We start from the raw sequence: 16,147 nt of genomic DNA, 5'->3' as shown, positions 1-16,147 counted from the left end.
GCTGTTTTTCATCAGTCCTTTACATGCATACGCATTTGTCCACTGGCATCCCTCAGCGCTGCGTTTTAAGGTAGGGGTCTCATTCACAACGGGAAACACAACCATGCGCATTCTGGTAGTCGGCGCCGGCGCAACCGGCGGGTATTTCGGTGCGCGTCTGGCGCAAGCAGGACGTGATGTGACTTTTCTGGTGCGCGAGCGCCGTTTTCAGCAGTTAAAAGCGAACGGGATGGTGCTGAAAACCCCCGACAGCACCGAAACCCTGCATCCGCAACTGGTACAGGCCGGCACGCTGGACGGCAGCTATGACCTGATTATCCTGACGGTAAAAAGTTTTGGTCTGGCGCAGGCGATGGAAGATATCGCCCCGGCTGTCGGCCCTGACACCCTGATTATGCCAATTCTCAACGGCATGCGGCATATCGATACGTTGCAAAAACGTTTTGGCGACAAGGTGATTGGCGGCCTGTGTAAAATCAACGCCACCCTCGGTGAGAACGGCGAAGTGGTGCAGATGACGCCGCTGCATATCCTGTTCTACGGGGCGCTGAACGGCGTGAATGACGCGCGTCTGCAACGGGTGGATGAGACGTTGCGCGGTGCGCAGTTCAACACCGTGTTTGCCGACAACATCAGCAGTGAGCTGTGGGAGAAGTGGTTGCTGCTGAGTACGCTGGGAGCCGTGTGCTGCCTCGGGCGCGGCAATACTCAGCAAATCCTGACATCACAGGGCGGGGAAGCGTTGTTGCAGGGCATCTTCGGTGAAGTGCTGAAGGTGATCAGCGCCGAAGGCTATCTTGAGCGCCCGGCGGTGACGGCGAAGATTCTTGAGACGCTGAATAATCCGGCCACCCCAATGACCTCTTCGATGTACCGTGACCTGACCCAGGGCTTTGATATTGAGGCGGATCAGATCATCGGTGACCTGGTGGCGCGCGCCACGCGCAACGGGGTGGCTACGCCGCTGCTGAATGCGGTGTATGTTAATTTGCAGGTGTATCTGAAGAACCGGTAATCGCCAACCGTAGCGGCGCGATTTATCACGCATTTTGCCTGCTGCACAAGGTCAAAGGCGCGCGATAAATCGCGCCGCTACGCCCATTAAATATCCTGCACTGACCAGATCGCCGGATTGCCAATCCGGGTGCGCAAGGCATCAAGAAACAGGGTGACGCGAGCCGGGGGATGACGTAACGCGCGTAACGCGTAAATCCCGGTTGCCGCCTGCGGCTGTGCCGACCACTCAGGAAAAATCTGCTGCAAAACCCCGGCCTTGATATCCTCCCCCACCACCCAATCGGGGAGATAAGCGATTCCTAGTCCCTCCACCGCCGCCAGACGCATCCCTTCAAAATCATCACAACCAAAAACCGGTGCGGTGTTGGATGCCCGTGTCGGATGCCCCAGCACCGCAGACCAACCCAACAGGTCGGAGCCATGTAATTTGTCGATCAGCCGATGTGCGGCCAGATCGGCCAGCGTGGCAGGTCCCTCGTGCTGCGCCAGATATGCCGGACTGGCGCACAACACGCGGGTCTGAACAGCAATGCGACTGCCAATCAGGGTACTGTCCGCCATATCCCCGATGCGGATCACCAGATCCAGACGTTCCGCTACCGGGTCAGCCAGACGTTCGGTCAGATCCAGCTCCAGCCGTAAATCCGGGTGCTGACGGGCCAGTTCCCCCATCACCGGCAGCACGTAGCGCTTGCCAAAGGTCGGGTAGCAGGCCACGCGCAAAATCCCGGTGACTTCCCCTTTCATCGACGCCAGCTCCTGCTGTGCATCCACCAGCGAATCCAGAATCTGTCTGGCACGGATCAACAAGGCTTCACCGGCATCCGTCAGGGTGAGATGGCGGGTGGAGCGCAGAAACAACGGCGTATCAAGATGCGCTTCCAGTGCATCAATCTGACGACCAATCGACGAGGGGGTACGGCCACGCCGCCGACCAGCAGCGGAAAAACTACTCTCGCGTGCGACGTCAACGAAGACGCCAAGGAACTCGGCAAATTTCTCTGATTGCATCTGTGCATTTCTTGCATAGCTGTTGTGGGGAAAGGCCATCTTATCAGCGAAGCTCGCCGGGCTTAACCTTCTTCTCAACGCAAATCAACAACATCATCCATCTGAGGAAGAAGACCATGCAAAACCCAACTTATGATTCACTTTACCTGTTCATCAATGGCAAGTGGCTGAACGCCGACGACCGCGATACCGCCGCCGTGGTAAACCCGGCGACTGGCAACGTACTTGGCCGCCTGCCGCTGGCGACCGAAGCTGACCTGGCGCTGGCGCTGGATGTTGCGCGTGACAGCTTTGACGTCTGGCGTCACACCGTCCCCGCTGAACGGGCGCGCATTATGAAGCGTGCAGCGGAACTGATGCGTGAACGCGCTGAGCATATCGCCACGCAGATGACCCTCGAAGAGGGCAAGCCGCTGACCGAGAGCCGTGATGAAGTGCTGCGCGCCGCCGAATACTTCGAATGGTTCGCCGAAGAAGCCCGCCGTATTCATGGCCGCGTGGTGCCCGCCAATCGTCCCGGCGTGCAGCAACTGGTGAAACGTCAGGCCATTGGCCCGGTCGCCGCCTTCACCCCGTGGAACTTCCCGGCTATCACCCCGGCACGCAAGTTGTCTGCCGCGCTGGCTGCGGGATGCAGCGTGATTCTGAAACCCGGTGAGGAAAGCCCGGCAACGGCACTGGCGCTGGCGCGCTGTCTCGACGAGGCTGGCCTGCCAAAAGGGGTGCTGCAAATTGTCTTTGGCGTACCGGATAAAGTCTCTTCTCAGCTCATCGCCTCACCGATCATTCGTAAGGTGGCCTTCACCGGTTCGGTTCCGGTCGGTCGTCTACTGTCAGAACGTGCCGCCGACGGGGTAAAACCCATCACGCTGGAGCTGGGGGGACACGGTCCGGTGTTGGTGTTTGCCGATGCCGATATCGATGCCGCCGCAACCGGGGGCGCCGCAAATCGCTTCCGTGGCACCGGCCAAATCTGTATCTCTTCCACCCGCTTTCTGATCCAGCGTCCGGTATATGAACGCTTTGTCGCGGCCTTTGTCGCCGCAACCGAGAAGCTGGTGATTGGTGACGGTATGGCGGCAGGAACGCAGGTTGGCCCGCTGGCGAATCAACGTCAGCTGGAGAAGATGGAATTGCTGGTGGCGGATGCCGTCGCCCAGGGGGCAAAAGTACTGATCGGCGGCAAACGTATTGCGGGTCCCGGTTATTTCTTCCAACCCACCGTGCTGGCGGATGTGCCGATGAGCGCCCGCATCATGCATGAAGAACCGTTTGGCCCGATTGCCGTGATGCGCCCCTTCGACGCGCTGGAAGACGGCCTGGCAGAAGCCAATCGCCTGCCCTACGGACTGTCTGCCTATGCCTTTACCCGTGATGCCCGTACCGCCATTGATGTCGGCGATGGCCTCGAAGCCGGGATGATCGGCATCAATCAGTACCGCATCATTGCGACCGAGTTGCCGTTCGGCGGAATGAAGGAGAGCGGCCACGGCTCTGAAGGCGGTACCGAAGGCATTGAACATTACCTGACCAATAAATTTATCAGCCAGATTTAAGGAGATGACCATGAAACCGATTGATTTCACCAGCCCGCGCGCTGCCGCTCGTCCGTTTACCCCGAAACTGGCGGACTTTGTTGAACAGCCGCTGTATTCAGACGTCTGGAAAGATGCGGATCTGGCCCCGCGCGACCGCAGCCTGATCACCATCGCCTGTCTGATTGCACTGAACCACGCCAATGAGCTGCCCGCGCATTTACGCCGTGGTATCGAAAATGGCCTGACCCAAACCGAGTTAAGTGCCGTGATTACCCATATGGCGTTTTATGCCGGTTTCCCGGCCGCCATTACCGCGTCAGCCTATGCCAACGCCACCTTTGCCGATGACCAGAGCAATTGATAATTAAGGAAAAGACCATGAAAGCCATTACATTTGATCAGTTTGGACCGGCCGAGGTGTTAACCCTGACCGAGGTTGCAGAACCGGTTCTGCGCCCACAGGATTTACTGGTGCGCACCCGCGCCGCCGGGGTTAACCGGGCCGATCTCACCCATCGTCGTGGCGGCTATGGCCGCCCTGACTTCGGGGATTCCACCCTGATGGGGCTGGAAATCGCCGGTGATGTGATTGCCGTCGGTGCCGAAGTTTCCGGTTACAAGGTCGGTGACCGCGTAATGGGTATCGTTGGCGGTGGGGCTTACGCCGAAGTGGCGCGCATTGATTACCGCATGGCGATGCCGATCCCTGACAGCCTGAACTACGTCCAGGCGGCAGCCATCACCGAAGTGTTTGTCACCGCCAATGAAGCGCTGGTGAATCTCGGTAAATTGCAGGCAGGCGAGACGGTGTTAATCCATGCAGGGGCGGGTGGCGTGGGTGGTGCGGCGGTACAACTGGCGCATGCCATCGGGGCAACGGTGATCACCACCGCCCAGGCCAGCGCTCATCAGTTGGTACGTCGTATGGGGGCAGATTATGTTATCGATTATGTGCATGAGGATTTCGCCACGGTGGTCGACAGCCTGACGGAGAAACGCGGCGTCGATTTGATCCTCGACTTTATCGGTGCGCCCTACTTCGAACGTAACGTTAATGCGCTCAACTTCGGCGGTCGCCTGGTGCAGATTGGTATTATGGGCGGCATCGAAAATGCCAAAATTCCACTGGATCGGCTGCTGTATCGCCACCTGCAAATTTTCGGCACGGTGATGAAATCGCGCAGTCAGGAGGTCAAACACGCGATGTCACAACGCTTCCGTGAACGCTGGTTATCCGAATTTGGCAAGGAGGGACTGGCACCGATTATCGACAGTGTCTATCCCCTTGCTGAAGCAGCGGCGGCCCATCAGCGCATGGAAGAGGGCCTTAACGTCGGGAAAATCGTGTTGACGGCGTAGAAGGTTAATTATCCATTGATGCGCGACTGCACCCCTGGCAGGCGCATCAATCTTTGCCAGCCCGCTTCGACCGCATCCGGGACATCAACATGACCGAAGAACCCTTTGCCGCGCGGGCCATAGCCGTTTTCATCATCACGCAGACGCTGCACTTCCCCCATCAGCAACGACAGAAAACGTTCCATTGACCACAACCCCTGCGGTGGCGCGCCGATAATACGCAGCATACCGGCATCCATCATCACCTGCGGGGTAAACACCGGCCAGCTGATAAACTCAGGCGCATCGTCACGATCGCGCCACTGCCAGCGGAAGGTTTCCCAGGTACGACGCTGCATCAGCGGATCCTGCACCAGAATCACCCGCTGCGGCTGCCACGCCAGTTTGTCTAATAACTGCTGGCTGAAGGCCGCATTTTCGCCACAGTTGCGCGATTTATCTTCCAGCAACAGTTGGTCGTCCGGCAACGCGGCAAACAGACGCGCCATATCGCCCAGCATCTCTGCTTCGCTTTTACCCTGAGTCGCGATTTGCCGGTACAACGGATGCGCCGCCATCATTTGTGCCAGCAGTGGCGTGGAGTGACCGATACCGCCGCTGATAAGCAAAGGGAGCTGATATTTTTTGGTCAGTGCGACCACACCTTCAATATTCGGCAGCACCGCATGTCCGGCCAGAATGGCTAAATCGGCCTCCAGCGTACCCTCCTGCGGAATATGATCCAGCGCCAGCCATGCCGCCAGCGCATTGATATCCTGAATATGTTCACCATTAAGCTTCATGCTGTTCTCCTTAGGTTTTCATCCTGGCTTAAGACCTCGCCGAAGGGAAAAAATTTGCTACACTCGCAGCTTCATCTTCAGGAGAGATCAATGACTTCGCGCTCCGTAACCCTCGATGACGTTGCCCAACTGGCGGGGGTTTCTTACCAGACTGTCTCCCGCGTGCTTAACCGCGCCGCACAGGTTTCTCCCCGCACCCGCGCCAAAGTGGAAGCGGCGATGCAGCAACTCAACTATGTGCCGAACCGGGTGGCGCAGCAACTGGCAGGTAAAGCCACGCGCACGCTGGGGCTGGCAACCAGCGATCTGGCGCTGATGGCTCCGGCGCAGATTGCCTCCGCCATCCAGCAACGCGCGACGGCGCTCGGTTACCATCTGGTGATTGCAATGACCGCAGGCAATGCGCAGGACACGGTTAATGAGCTGCTGGCCCAGCGGGTCGATGCGCTGCTGATCAACCTGCCGCTGGATGCGGCTGAAGCGGAGCAAATCCAGCAGCAGTGTGGCACAAAACCCGCGCTGTTTCTTGATGTGGAACGCCATGCCGGGGTAGCGCAATGCCAGTTCCTGAGCGAGTCCGGTGCGCGTCAGGCGGTAGATCATCTGGTGGCGCTCGGCCATCGCCAGATTGGCGTATTGAATGGCCCGACGAGTTCCGCCTCGGCACGCAGCCGCTTTCTGGCCTGGCAACAGGCGCTGGCAGCTCATCAACTGGAAGCCTGTTGCGTGCTGGAGGGGGACTGGAGCGCGGCATCGGGTTATCAGGCCTTACTTAGTTTGTTGCCTCACACGCTGCCGCAGGCGCTGTTGGTGGCGAACGACCAGATGGCGCTGGGCGCGATGCGCGCGCTACACCAACATGGCGTGCGGATTCCCGGCGAAATATCGTTGATTGGCTATGATGACACCGCAGAGAGCGCCTGGTACCAGCCGCCCCTCACCACGGTGCGTCAGGATTTACAGCAGTTGGGCGCGGAAAGTGTGGATCACCTGCTGGCACGGCTCAATGACGTCAGTGCTGAAATGCCATCGCTGGAAACCCAATTGGTGATCCGGGAAACCACCGCTGCACCGCAGCAAAACGGGCTGGATGCGGCAGAGGTGGCGCAGCAGTTGCAGGCGCTGGCCCGGCGGCTAATGCGCAACTAACCCTCACCCCGGCCCTCTCCCGCAAGACGGTAGAGGGAGATGTGCAATATGTTAGTGAGTGCAGTATCGGCAAAAAATTCAGGGGCCAAATGGCCCCTGAATCTTATTGCGGTTTGGGTTCGCCCATCGCTTTGAGCTTTTTCGACAGCTCGCGACGCTCTTTGGAGAGGTCGGCATTTTTGATGATGTATTCGTCAACGCGATCTTCATAATCCACGCGCATGCTGGCGATAATTTCCTGAATCGCCTCAACGCTCATGCCCGGTTTGATGTATTCGCTCAGGTTGTCCAGCAGCAACACACGTTTCTGGTTATCACGGATTTTCTTTTCGTTATCCGTAATTTCGCGCTGTAGTTTGTTTTTACGACGAAACATACGCACAAACTCCAGAACGTCCTGAAATGATTGCTTGGCATTTTCCATGTTGGCACCTTTCTTAGGGCCTGCTTGAGCAGGCGAGATAGTCATAACCTTTAGCTTAGCGGCTTGCCAGCCCTGTAAGCAATTCTCACATCTAAAATCGGACTGGCACTTATCTTAGCGCAAAGAAAGGGCGATTCACATTAAGTCATTGCCCCGGAAAACTATTTACGTAACGCCAGCCTTACCAGATCGGTCATACGCTCCAGTTGACGCGCCTGTTCCAGACTCAGCCAGACGTAGCCGTAGATCGAGGTGGTTTCCAGTTGCTTGCTGCCAGTGGCAATCAACTGCTCCAGCTCCTGCATGATGCTGCCCAGCTCGTGGCTGTTGGCTGTCACCTGCTCCGTCTCCCCTTTCACCATTAACGCCGCCAGTGCGTTCAGGGTGTTTTCCGTCATTTGCTGCGTGCGGCGCAGGGTCGGTGCGTTGAGCAGCAAATAGTGGCTTTCGCGTGACGCCCACCACGCATCAATTTGCATCTGCATGGTGTTAACCATATTACGGTTAATGGTCTGAATGGCTTCAAACACCGATTTGGGAATGCGTGTCTCTTTACTGGCGGGTTCCAACAAGGCACGCATCTTGATCACATTGGTGAGTAGCTTCTGGAACGGTTTGTTCAGGCGCGGCTTATCCACCAGGTTAGCTGAGAAGCCGGTATGATGAATTTTCGCCATGCTGATAAAGGCGTCCGACAACTGGATGCGCCAGTGGGTATAAGCGCGCTGCGCCCAGATAGCAGTAAACAGCAGCGCCATTAGCGATCCGAGAATCACATCGCCACCACGCCATAACGCGACGGTGAAATCCCCTGCCGGTGCGCCAACCACGACGCTGAGGGTGATACCAATTAACAACGCCATATACGGATGTTTGCCGAGGGTGAGATAACCACAAATCACCATCACCGCAAAACACCACACCAACATCACGGGCAAGGATATCAACTCCAGCTTCAGCGCGATCAATCCGGAGATCGCCCCGGCAAAGGTGCCAATGATGCGCTGTACTACGCGCGGAAAGACATTACCCCAGGTCGAGATTGGCCCCATCACCACCACCAGCGTAATCAGTGGCCAGGTGCCTTCCGGAATGTCCGTCAGACGGACAAACAAAAAGCTCAGGACAAAAGCGATAGCGATACGCACGCCGTGTACGGCGCGATAGTGGCGGTAGAACCAGAACTCAATCGACGAAATGGGCTTGTCAGCGCGTAACATGATTATCCGGGTGCGGGAAAATTTTGCGCGCTATGTTACCCTGGCGAAACCAGATCCCTTAACACCTGACACGCGTTTTTCCTGACTTTTTGACCACTGCTTACAAAAATCAACATCAACGCAACATCAAATTTCCCCAATAGAAACATAGATGTAACGCCAGCCCCTTTTTTAGCGGGGCCGAACCGGGATGTACATGTTCAGTAGCCAGTTACCACTTTGCGATCCATCCGAAAGATAGTGTTCATAACAGGGACGATTATCCACCTGCCAGTCACTGCGCGCCTGCAATTGTGCAAAAAATTCATTCCAGGCCGCGAAGAAATCGTTGTTCAGTACTTCCGTGCAGGTGTGGAAATAATGGCCGCCGGCCAGAGTGCCATGCTGAATATCGCCACCCGCTGCCAGCGCATAATCGGCCGGGACGGTCAGCACCGTTTCTACCCTGAGTTCTTCCGGGGGCAGCTCCTGCGGATTACCATAATAAATGGCCATCCACTCGCCTGACAGGCCGTGACGCGCGGCCCAGACTTTAAGCTGAGCAAAGCCCTGTGGCACCGTCTCCTGCCACGGACCTTGCAGATGATAGCCGACCCAGTGTTGCGCCGGACGTTCAACAACAGATGTTTTCATGATTGACCTCGATATCAGCGACACTCTACGGCACTGATACCGAAGTTAGTTCATGCTTACAGTTTTTGCTTCAGGTAATCTTCAATGCGCGTCACGATACCCGCTTTATTGACCGCGTTGAGCGCGTAAAGCGGATAGCTCGCCAGCTGTTTATCTTTGTCCATCACCTGAATCTCGCCGATCTGTTCATTGGCCTTTAACGGCGCTTCCAGATCCTTACGATCGATAACGTATTTGGCTTTAACGTTTTGCACTTCGCCGCGCGGCAGTGACAGGTAGATATCCTGGGTGGTACCGACATCAACCTGATGCGGATTGCCGTACCAGACGTTTTCCGTGCCGATTTTTTTCCCGGCATGGAACAACTGGACGGTGTCGAAGTTATTTTGTCCCCAGACCAGCAGCTTACGCGCCTGTTCTTCACGCCCTTTGGAGCTTTTGCCGCCCATGATCACCGCAATCAGCCGATGCTGACCAACGATGTTTGACGCGATGATGTTAAAACCGGCGGTTTCGGTGTGGCCGGTTTTCAGGCCATCGACGTGCAGGTTGTTATCCCACAGCAATCCGTTGCGGTTGTTCTGCGTAATACCGTTCCAGGTGAGGGTTTTCTCGCTGTACATGGCATAGAAATCGGGTTCGCCACTGATGATGGCGCGTGACAGTACCGCCAGGTCGCGCGCGGTGGTGTGCTGACCGGGTGCATCCAGACCGTGGACGGTTTCAAAATGGGTATGGGTCAGGCCGAGCTTTTGCACGTAGCTGTTCATCATGGTGACAAAGTTTTGTTGGCTGCCCGCGACGTAGTCGGCCAGCGCCACACAGGCATCGTTACCGGAATCGATGATCACGCCACGGCTCAGATCACGTACCGTGACCTTATCGCCGGGTTTGAGAAACATCAGCGAGGAACCTTTGAATACCGGGTTGCCGGCCGCCCAGGCATCTTTACCCACCGTCACCACATCGTCACGGCTGATTTTGTGTTGGTCGATGGCACGATCCACCACATAGCCAGTCATCAGCTTGGTGAGGCTGGCGGGGTTGCGCTCCTCATCGGGATTCCCGGCGGTGAGAATCTGTCCGGTTGTGGCGTCCATCAGTACCCAGGAAGCCGCATCAATCGCCGGAGGCGTCAGGGGGAACGGCATGCTGTCGTCAGCCTGCGCCAGCGATGCCCAAACAATCATTCCAGAAACAGTAACCAGCAGACGCCTTTTCAACACTTCTTCCTCAAAAAATGAATTTACCGCCGCACGTTTTACGGCAAATGGCTTTAAGAGGTTTGAATAAATTGAAAAAAAGTATGAACTGAGGACAAATTCTGCGCGCTGGCACGCAGACCCCGGGAGGAAGGTTGTACTGTGTCAGCCGGGCGACTATCCTGTGCGTTGATTTTTCCATTGCCAGGATAACGCCGTGCCCGCCTCCGACTTCACCTTTTTGTTTCACGATTACGAGACTTTCGGCAAAAGCCCGTCACTCGACCGACCGGCGCAGTTTGCCGGGCTGCGTACTGATAAAGATTTCAATGCCACAGGTGAACCGCAGGTGTTTTATTGCCAGCCAGCGGATGATTATTTGCCGCAACCGGAGGCGGTGATGATCACCGGCATTACGCCGCAAACCGCGCAGGCGCGTGGCGTCACGGAAGCGGCCTTTGCCGAACGTATCCACAGCCTGTTTAGCGAGCCACAGACCTGCGTGGTGGGTTACAACAACGTGCGTTTTGATGACGAAGTCACCCGCAACATTTTCTATCGTAATTTCTTCGATCCTTATGGCTGGAGCTGGCAGAACGGCAATTCACGCTGGGATCTGCTTGATGTGATGCGTGCCTGCTATGCATTGCGCCCGGAAGGCATTGTCTGGCCGGAAAATGATGACGGCTTCCCCAGCTTTAAGCTGGAACATCTGACCAAAGCCAATGGCGTGGCACACGAGCAGGCGCATGATGCGATGTCTGACGTTTACGCCACATTAGCGATGGCGAAGCTGGTCAAAGAGAAACAACCAAAATTGTTTGAGTTCCTGTTTACTCATCGTAATAAACAGAAACTGATGACGCTGATCGATATTCCGCAAATGAAGCCGCTGGTGCACGTTTCGGGAATGTTTGGTGCGGCACGCGGCAATACCAGTTGGGTCGTGCCGCTGGCGTGGCATCCGGATAACCGTAACGCGCTGATTGTGGCTGATTTGGCGGGGGATATGAGCACGCTGTTGACGCTGTCGCCAGATGAATTGCGTGAGCGGCTGTATACCCGCCACACCGCGCTGGGCGACCTCGCGGCGGTGCCCATCAAACTGGTGCATATCAACAAATGCCCGGTGCTGGCCCCGGCGAATACCCTGCGCCCGGAAGATGCGGAACGCCTGAATATCGATCGTCAGCACTGCCTCGCCAACCTCGCCCTGCTGCGCCAGCATGCGGAAGTGCGCGAAAAAGTGGTGACGTTGTTTGCCGAAGCTGAGCCTTTTACCCCCTCGGATGATGTGGATGCACAGCTCTACAACGGATTTTTCAGCGATGCCGATCGTGCAGCGATGAATATCGTGCGCCAGACACCGCCGCAGAATTTACCCGCGCTGGACTTAACCTTTGATGACAAGCGTATCGCGAAGTTATTGTTTCGCTATCGGGCGCGCAATTTCCCCGGCACGCTGGATGACGCCGAGCAGCAACGCTGGTTACAGCATCGTCGCGAAGCGCTGAATGCTGAACGCGTGCAGGCGTTTCTGCTGGAGCTGGAGTCGTTGGCGAGTTTGCATGAAGGGAATGCGGAGAAGCTGGGTTTGTTGAAAGCGCTGTATTTGTACGCGCAGGAGCTGGTTTCTTAATCAAGAGCGGGCGGATGCCCGCTCTCACCTCAGTTAGATCAACGCCCACACCAGCCAGGTCAGTGCAAAACCGCTCAGCCCCATCAATGTGGTCAGGACTGTCCAGGTCTTCAGGCCATCGGCGACTGACAGCCCCAGATAACGGGTCACTACCCAGAATCCGGCATCATTTACATGTGACAAGCCGAGGCCACCAAAACAGGCTGCCAGCGTCACCAGCACACGCTGCATATCGGTGACATCACCGACCGCCTGACTCAGCAGGCCGCTGGTGGTGAGAATTGCCACGGTGGCGGAACCCTGCGACGCACGCAGCGCCAGCGACAGAATAAATGCGGCCGGAACCAATGGCAGGTGGAGTGTCTCCAGCGTTACCGCCAGCGCTTTGCCCACGCCTGACTCGACCAGCACTTTACCAAAAGCGCCACCCGCGCCGGCGACCAGAATGACACTGGCGGAACTGGGGATAGCGCGGCCGGTCAAATCTTCCAGTTTGTCCTTGCTCCAGCCACGACGCACGCCGAGCAACCATGCTGCCAACGCCAGGGCAATCAACAGCGCAATCGGTGGGGTGCCGATGACGGTCATAATTGACCGTAAAACACTGCCCTCAGCCAGCATGGAGTGTGACAGGGTACCCAGCACAATTAATACAATCGGCACCACGATCAAACCAGCAATGGTCATCGCGCCCGGAGGGGTTTCCTGGGTGCTGGTCGTCCCTTCTGGTTTTGCCAGTTGCAATTGTTCCAGTACATCAACGGACAGATGGTACTGACGGCGATTCATCATTTTCGCCACGTAGTAACCAACAATGCCGACCGGGATGGAGATCAGAATGCCGAGCATCATCAGCCAGCCCATATCGGTATGCAGTATGCCCGCCGCTGCCGCCGCCCCTGGATGGGTTGGCAATGCCACATGCACCGTCAACATCACACCGGCCATCGGCAGACCAAATTTCACGGGCGAGACGCGTGCCACTTTGGTGAAACCGTAAATAAGCGGGATAACGATGATAAAGCCCACTTCGAAAAATACCGGAATACCGAGGATAAATGCCGCCATTGTCAGCGCAGCGACGGTACGTTTCATACCCAGCGTTTTACTGAAACGCTGGGCCAGCGACTCCGCGCCGCCAGAGGCTTCAATCACTGCGCCGAGCATCGCCCCCAGCACGATAATAATGGTGATATGTCCCAGCAGGCTGCCCATGCCGCTATAAATGGTCTCCATGATTTTTTCCGCCGGGATTCCGGTAGCAATCGCCACCAGCAGGCTGACAATCAACAGAGCGACAAACGGATGAACTCTGGCTTTAATCACCAGCAGCAGCAGGATCACAATGCTGGCGACAGCGATGGTTAACAACAACGCGGTTGACATGATAGTCCTCTGATTTAATTAGTATATTCGGGTACAGATTTCTCTGGCTCAGGCAAAACAAAGGTTACAAAAGCCCCACGGGGCAACGTGTGTCCTGTGTGTGGGGCGGTAAAACTCAGGGTTATTGTGCGTAAGGTGCGAACCAGCCCAGACCCGCTTCCGTGGTGGTGCGAGGAAAATATTCACAGCCAACCCAACCGTCGTAACCCACCTCATCCAGCAGGTTGAACAGCCACGGATAGTTGATTTCACCTTCATCAGGCTCATGGCGATGCGGTGCAGAAGCAATCTGGATATGACGATAGCGACCCGCATAGGTCTTAATCAGGTGACTGAGATTGCCATCCACCAACTGCGCGTGGAACAGATCCAATTGGGTGAAAACATTCGATCTGTCGATGCGCTCCATCATCGCCAGCGTCTGGTACTGACTGGCGTAGAGGTAATGCGGTTTGGTTACCGGATTTAGCGCTTCCAACAGCAGACGAATCCCATGCGGGGCAAAACGTTCAGCTGCGTAGTGCATGTTGCTGACAAACGTTGTTTCATACGCCGTACGGTCAGCCCCTGGCGCGACGGTCGCCGCCATCACATGTACCTGCGGGCAGTTGAGCGCCAGTGCATACTCCAGCGCACGATCGATATCCGCGTGCGCCTCCGCTTCGCGGCCCGGAATGGCTGAAACACCCCACTCCCCTGCGGCAACATTGCCTGCGGCGGTATTGAACAGCACCAGTTCCAGTTGATATTTCTCCAGTTCGGCTTTCAGCACCTCTGCCGGGTAGTCATAAGGAAACAGGAATTCAACGGCGCGAAACCCCGCGTTGGCTGCCGCAGCGAAACGTTCCAGAAACGGCACTTCATTGAATTGTGTAGATAAATTAGCAGCAAACTTTGGCATCAGTAATTCCTCAACTCTGCCACTTCGTCATCACTCAGATAACGAATGGCACGATCGCCCAGCGTGAACATCAGGCGTGCCGTTTCTTCCAACTCTTCGGTGTTATCCGCCGCTTCGCGTAACGTTTTCCCGACCACCACCGGCCCGTGGTTTGCCAGTAAAAAGGCGCGATAACGTGACGCCAGTTGTGCCAGGTCTTCCGCCAGGCGCTGATCGCCTGGCTTGTAATACGGCACCACCGGCACATCCCCCACGCGCATCACCACATAAGGCGTAAATGGACGGATGCAGTTTTCCGTGTCCAGCCCCTGCAAGCAGGAGAGCGCCGTCAGGTAATGACTGTGCAGATGAACCACCGCTTTGCATTGTGGGTTGTTCAGATAGAGTGCGCGGTGAAAAGCGATCTCTTTTGACGGCTTATCACCGGAAATCCATTCGCCCTGCATCGTCACTTTCGACAGACGGTCGGCCTGTAACTCGCCAAGGCAGGAACCGGTTGGCGTCGCCAACAGGTTGCCATCTTCCAGTAACAGCGACAGGTTTCCTGCCGAGCCGGTCGCGTAACCACGCTGAAAAAACGAGGCGCCGAGTTGCACCATCTCCAGGCGGGCTTGTTGTTCGGTCATGCAGAGAACTCCGTTTGTGCGCGGGCGAAAAATTGTTCATCGCCAAAGTTGCCTGATTTCAGGGCCAGCGACAGCGGTTGATGAATATCACGCACCCAGGGTACGCCGGGTGAAATCGTCGGACCAATGTGGAAGGCGGTCACACCGAGGGTTTGTGCCACCACTCCCGAGGTCTCACCACCGGCCACAATAAACCGCTGCCAGCCGCGTGCCTTCAGCTCACGGGTAACGGCGGCAAACAGCAGCTCAACCGCTTCACTGCTGCGTGCGGCACCGTACTGCTGCTGAATCGCCTGCAACTGCTGTGCATCGGCAGTGGCGTAAAGCAGCGGAGCCAGAGCCTGCTGGCTGTTCGCCGCCACCCAGTCGCACAATTCATCGGCATAGCTGGCCGCATCTTCGAGACAGCGCTCAACCTGCACCTCGAATGAGGGTGCGATCTGGCGATAGGTGTTGACCTGGCGGTTGGTCATTTGCGAGCAGGAACCTGAGATGACAACCGCACGCTGGCCCTGTGGCCGCCCGGCCCACTCCGCTTCGGCCGCATTCTGTTGCGCCGTTGACCAGGCGCGAGCAATACCGATTGCCAGCCCGGAACCGCCGGTCACCAGGCGCATCTCTTTTAAGGCCTCACCCTGGGTCAGCAGGTGTTGCTCATGCAGCGCATCCAGCACCACATAGTTGATACCCTGGGTTTTCAACGTTGCCAGTTGGTCACGCACCACATCTGCGCCTTTATCCAGTTGGCTGGCATTGATCACGGCAGCCTTACCCTGCGCCTGACGCGTCATCAGACGTACCAGGTTGCTATCCGTCATCGGTGTCACCGGATGATGGCGCATGCCGGATTCCGACAGCAGTTGATCAGCGACGAACAGGTAACCCTGATAGACGGTACGACCATTGACGGGTAAAGAAGGTGAAATCACCGTCTGGCTTTCACCTAATTCAGCCAGCAGTGCATCCGTCACCGGACCGATATTGCCCTGTGCGGTGCTGTCAAAGGTGGAGCAATATTTAAAGTAGAAACGATCGCAGCCCTGCTGCTGCAACCAGCGCAGTGCCGCCAGCGACTGATCAATCGCCTGCTGGGGTGGGCAAGAGCGTGACTTCAGGCTGATAACTATCGCCCGTGCACTCAGGCTATCCACACTTTCCGGCACGCCGTTGTACTGAATTGTCGGCAGGCCGTTTTGCACCAGAAAACTGGCGATATCAGTCGCGCCGGTAAAATCGTCAGCAATGACACCTAAACGCATG

16 protein-coding genes are annotated in these 16,147 nt (G+C 56.6%); 6 read left to right on the top strand and 10 right to left on the bottom strand.

The window, feature by feature from the left end; genetic code table 11:
- Positions 1-103: 103 nt before the first annotated feature.
- The gene (locus tag CTZ24_RS15845) at positions 104-1,015 is read left to right on the top strand and encodes a ketopantoate reductase family protein (RefSeq protein WP_208724025.1); all 912 of its coding nucleotides are present in this window, start codon (positions 104-106) and stop codon (positions 1,013-1,015) included.
- A gap of 86 nt (positions 1,016-1,101) precedes the next feature.
- Here CTZ24_RS15845 and CTZ24_RS15840 read toward each other — a convergent pair whose 3' ends face one another.
- Positions 1,102-2,028, bottom strand: coding sequence for a LysR family transcriptional regulator (locus CTZ24_RS15840; protein WP_208724024.1), 927 nt, complete (start codon positions 2,026-2,028; stop codon positions 1,102-1,104).
- A 116-nt stretch (positions 2,029-2,144) separates the two neighbouring features.
- Between CTZ24_RS15840 and CTZ24_RS15835 the strand changes: the two genes are divergently transcribed.
- Genes CTZ24_RS15835 through CTZ24_RS15825 form a run of 3 tightly spaced genes read left to right on the top strand, consistent with a single transcriptional unit; the run spans position 2,145 to position 4,925 of the window.
- Positions 2,145-3,584, top strand: a complete 1,440-nt coding sequence (locus CTZ24_RS15835; protein WP_208724023.1) for an NAD-dependent succinate-semialdehyde dehydrogenase — start codon at positions 2,145-2,147, stop codon at positions 3,582-3,584.
- Between the two features lie 10 nt (positions 3,585-3,594).
- Complete coding sequence (locus CTZ24_RS15830) at positions 3,595-3,927, top strand: carboxymuconolactone decarboxylase family protein (protein ID WP_021185921.1); 333 nt, start codon at positions 3,595-3,597, stop codon at positions 3,925-3,927.
- 17 nt (positions 3,928-3,944) lie between these two features.
- Complete coding sequence (locus tag CTZ24_RS15825) at positions 3,945-4,925, top strand: NAD(P)H-quinone oxidoreductase (protein WP_021185922.1); 981 nt, start codon at positions 3,945-3,947, stop codon at positions 4,923-4,925.
- An 8-nt stretch (positions 4,926-4,933) separates the two neighbouring features.
- Here CTZ24_RS15825 and CTZ24_RS15820 read toward each other — a convergent pair whose 3' ends face one another.
- Positions 4,934-5,707, bottom strand: coding sequence for a YdcF family protein (locus tag CTZ24_RS15820; RefSeq protein WP_208724022.1), 774 nt, complete (start codon positions 5,705-5,707; stop codon positions 4,934-4,936).
- A gap of 90 nt (positions 5,708-5,797) precedes the next feature.
- Between CTZ24_RS15820 and CTZ24_RS15815 the strand changes: the two genes are divergently transcribed.
- Complete coding sequence (locus CTZ24_RS15815; protein WP_208724021.1) at positions 5,798-6,856, top strand: LacI family DNA-binding transcriptional regulator; 1,059 nt, start codon at positions 5,798-5,800, stop codon at positions 6,854-6,856.
- 103 nt (positions 6,857-6,959) lie between these two features.
- On the opposite strand, the gene tmaR is transcribed toward CTZ24_RS15815, so the two are convergent.
- The 4 genes from tmaR to dacD all read right to left on the bottom strand — a co-directional run bounded on the left by tmaR (position 6,960) and on the right by dacD (position 10,356).
- The gene (gene tmaR, locus CTZ24_RS15810; protein WP_013509702.1) at positions 6,960-7,280 is read right to left on the bottom strand and encodes a PTS system regulator TmaR; all 321 of its coding nucleotides are present in this window, start codon (positions 7,278-7,280) and stop codon (positions 6,960-6,962) included.
- A gap of 161 nt (positions 7,281-7,441) precedes the next feature.
- Positions 7,442-8,500 carry an FUSC family protein gene (locus tag CTZ24_RS15805; RefSeq protein WP_021185925.1) on the bottom strand — a complete coding sequence of 353 codons (1,059 nt, stop codon included), beginning with the start codon at positions 8,498-8,500 and terminating at the stop codon, positions 7,442-7,444.
- A gap of 171 nt (positions 8,501-8,671) precedes the next feature.
- A complete protein-coding gene (locus CTZ24_RS15800) occupies positions 8,672-9,133 on the bottom strand; it encodes a GyrI-like domain-containing protein (RefSeq protein WP_021185927.1) in 462 nt (153 codons plus the stop codon).
- A gap of 56 nt (positions 9,134-9,189) precedes the next feature.
- Positions 9,190-10,356, bottom strand: coding sequence for a serine-type D-Ala-D-Ala carboxypeptidase DacD (gene dacD, locus CTZ24_RS15795; protein WP_208724020.1), 1,167 nt, complete (start codon positions 10,354-10,356; stop codon positions 9,190-9,192).
- A 196-nt stretch (positions 10,357-10,552) separates the two neighbouring features.
- Here dacD and sbcB point away from each other — a divergent pair, with 196 nt between their 5' ends.
- Entirely contained in the window at positions 10,553-11,974 is a 1,422-nt protein-coding gene (gene sbcB / locus CTZ24_RS15790) for an exodeoxyribonuclease I (RefSeq protein ID WP_208724019.1), read from the top strand.
- A 33-nt stretch (positions 11,975-12,007) separates the two neighbouring features.
- Here the strand turns inward: sbcB and CTZ24_RS15785 are convergent, their stop codons facing one another.
- The 4 genes from CTZ24_RS15785 to otnK all read right to left on the bottom strand — a co-directional run bounded on the left by CTZ24_RS15785 (position 12,008) and on the right by otnK (position 16,146).
- A complete protein-coding gene (locus CTZ24_RS15785; protein ID WP_208724018.1) occupies positions 12,008-13,360 on the bottom strand; it encodes a GntP family transporter in 1,353 nt (450 codons plus the stop codon).
- 121 nt (positions 13,361-13,481) lie between these two features.
- Complete coding sequence (locus CTZ24_RS15780; protein ID WP_208724017.1) at positions 13,482-14,261, bottom strand: HPr family phosphocarrier protein; 780 nt, start codon at positions 14,259-14,261, stop codon at positions 13,482-13,484.
- A complete protein-coding gene (gene otnC, locus CTZ24_RS15775) occupies positions 14,261-14,887 on the bottom strand; it encodes a 3-oxo-tetronate 4-phosphate decarboxylase (RefSeq protein ID WP_021185932.1) in 627 nt (208 codons plus the stop codon). The genes CTZ24_RS15780 and otnC overlap by 1 nt, the downstream gene beginning before the upstream one ends.
- The gene (otnK, locus tag CTZ24_RS15770) at positions 14,884-16,146 is read right to left on the bottom strand and encodes a 3-oxo-tetronate kinase (protein ID WP_208724016.1); all 1,263 of its coding nucleotides are present in this window, start codon (positions 16,144-16,146) and stop codon (positions 14,884-14,886) included. Before otnK ends, otnC begins: the two co-directional genes overlap by 4 nt.
- Position 16,147 lies beyond the last annotated feature (1 nt).

The organism is Pantoea phytobeneficialis, assembly GCF_009728735.1.
In the GTDB taxonomy this organism is placed as follows: Bacteria; Pseudomonadota; Gammaproteobacteria; order Enterobacterales; family Enterobacteriaceae; genus Pantoea; species Pantoea phytobeneficialis.
This window is presented reverse-complemented; position numbering and strand designations above follow the sequence as displayed.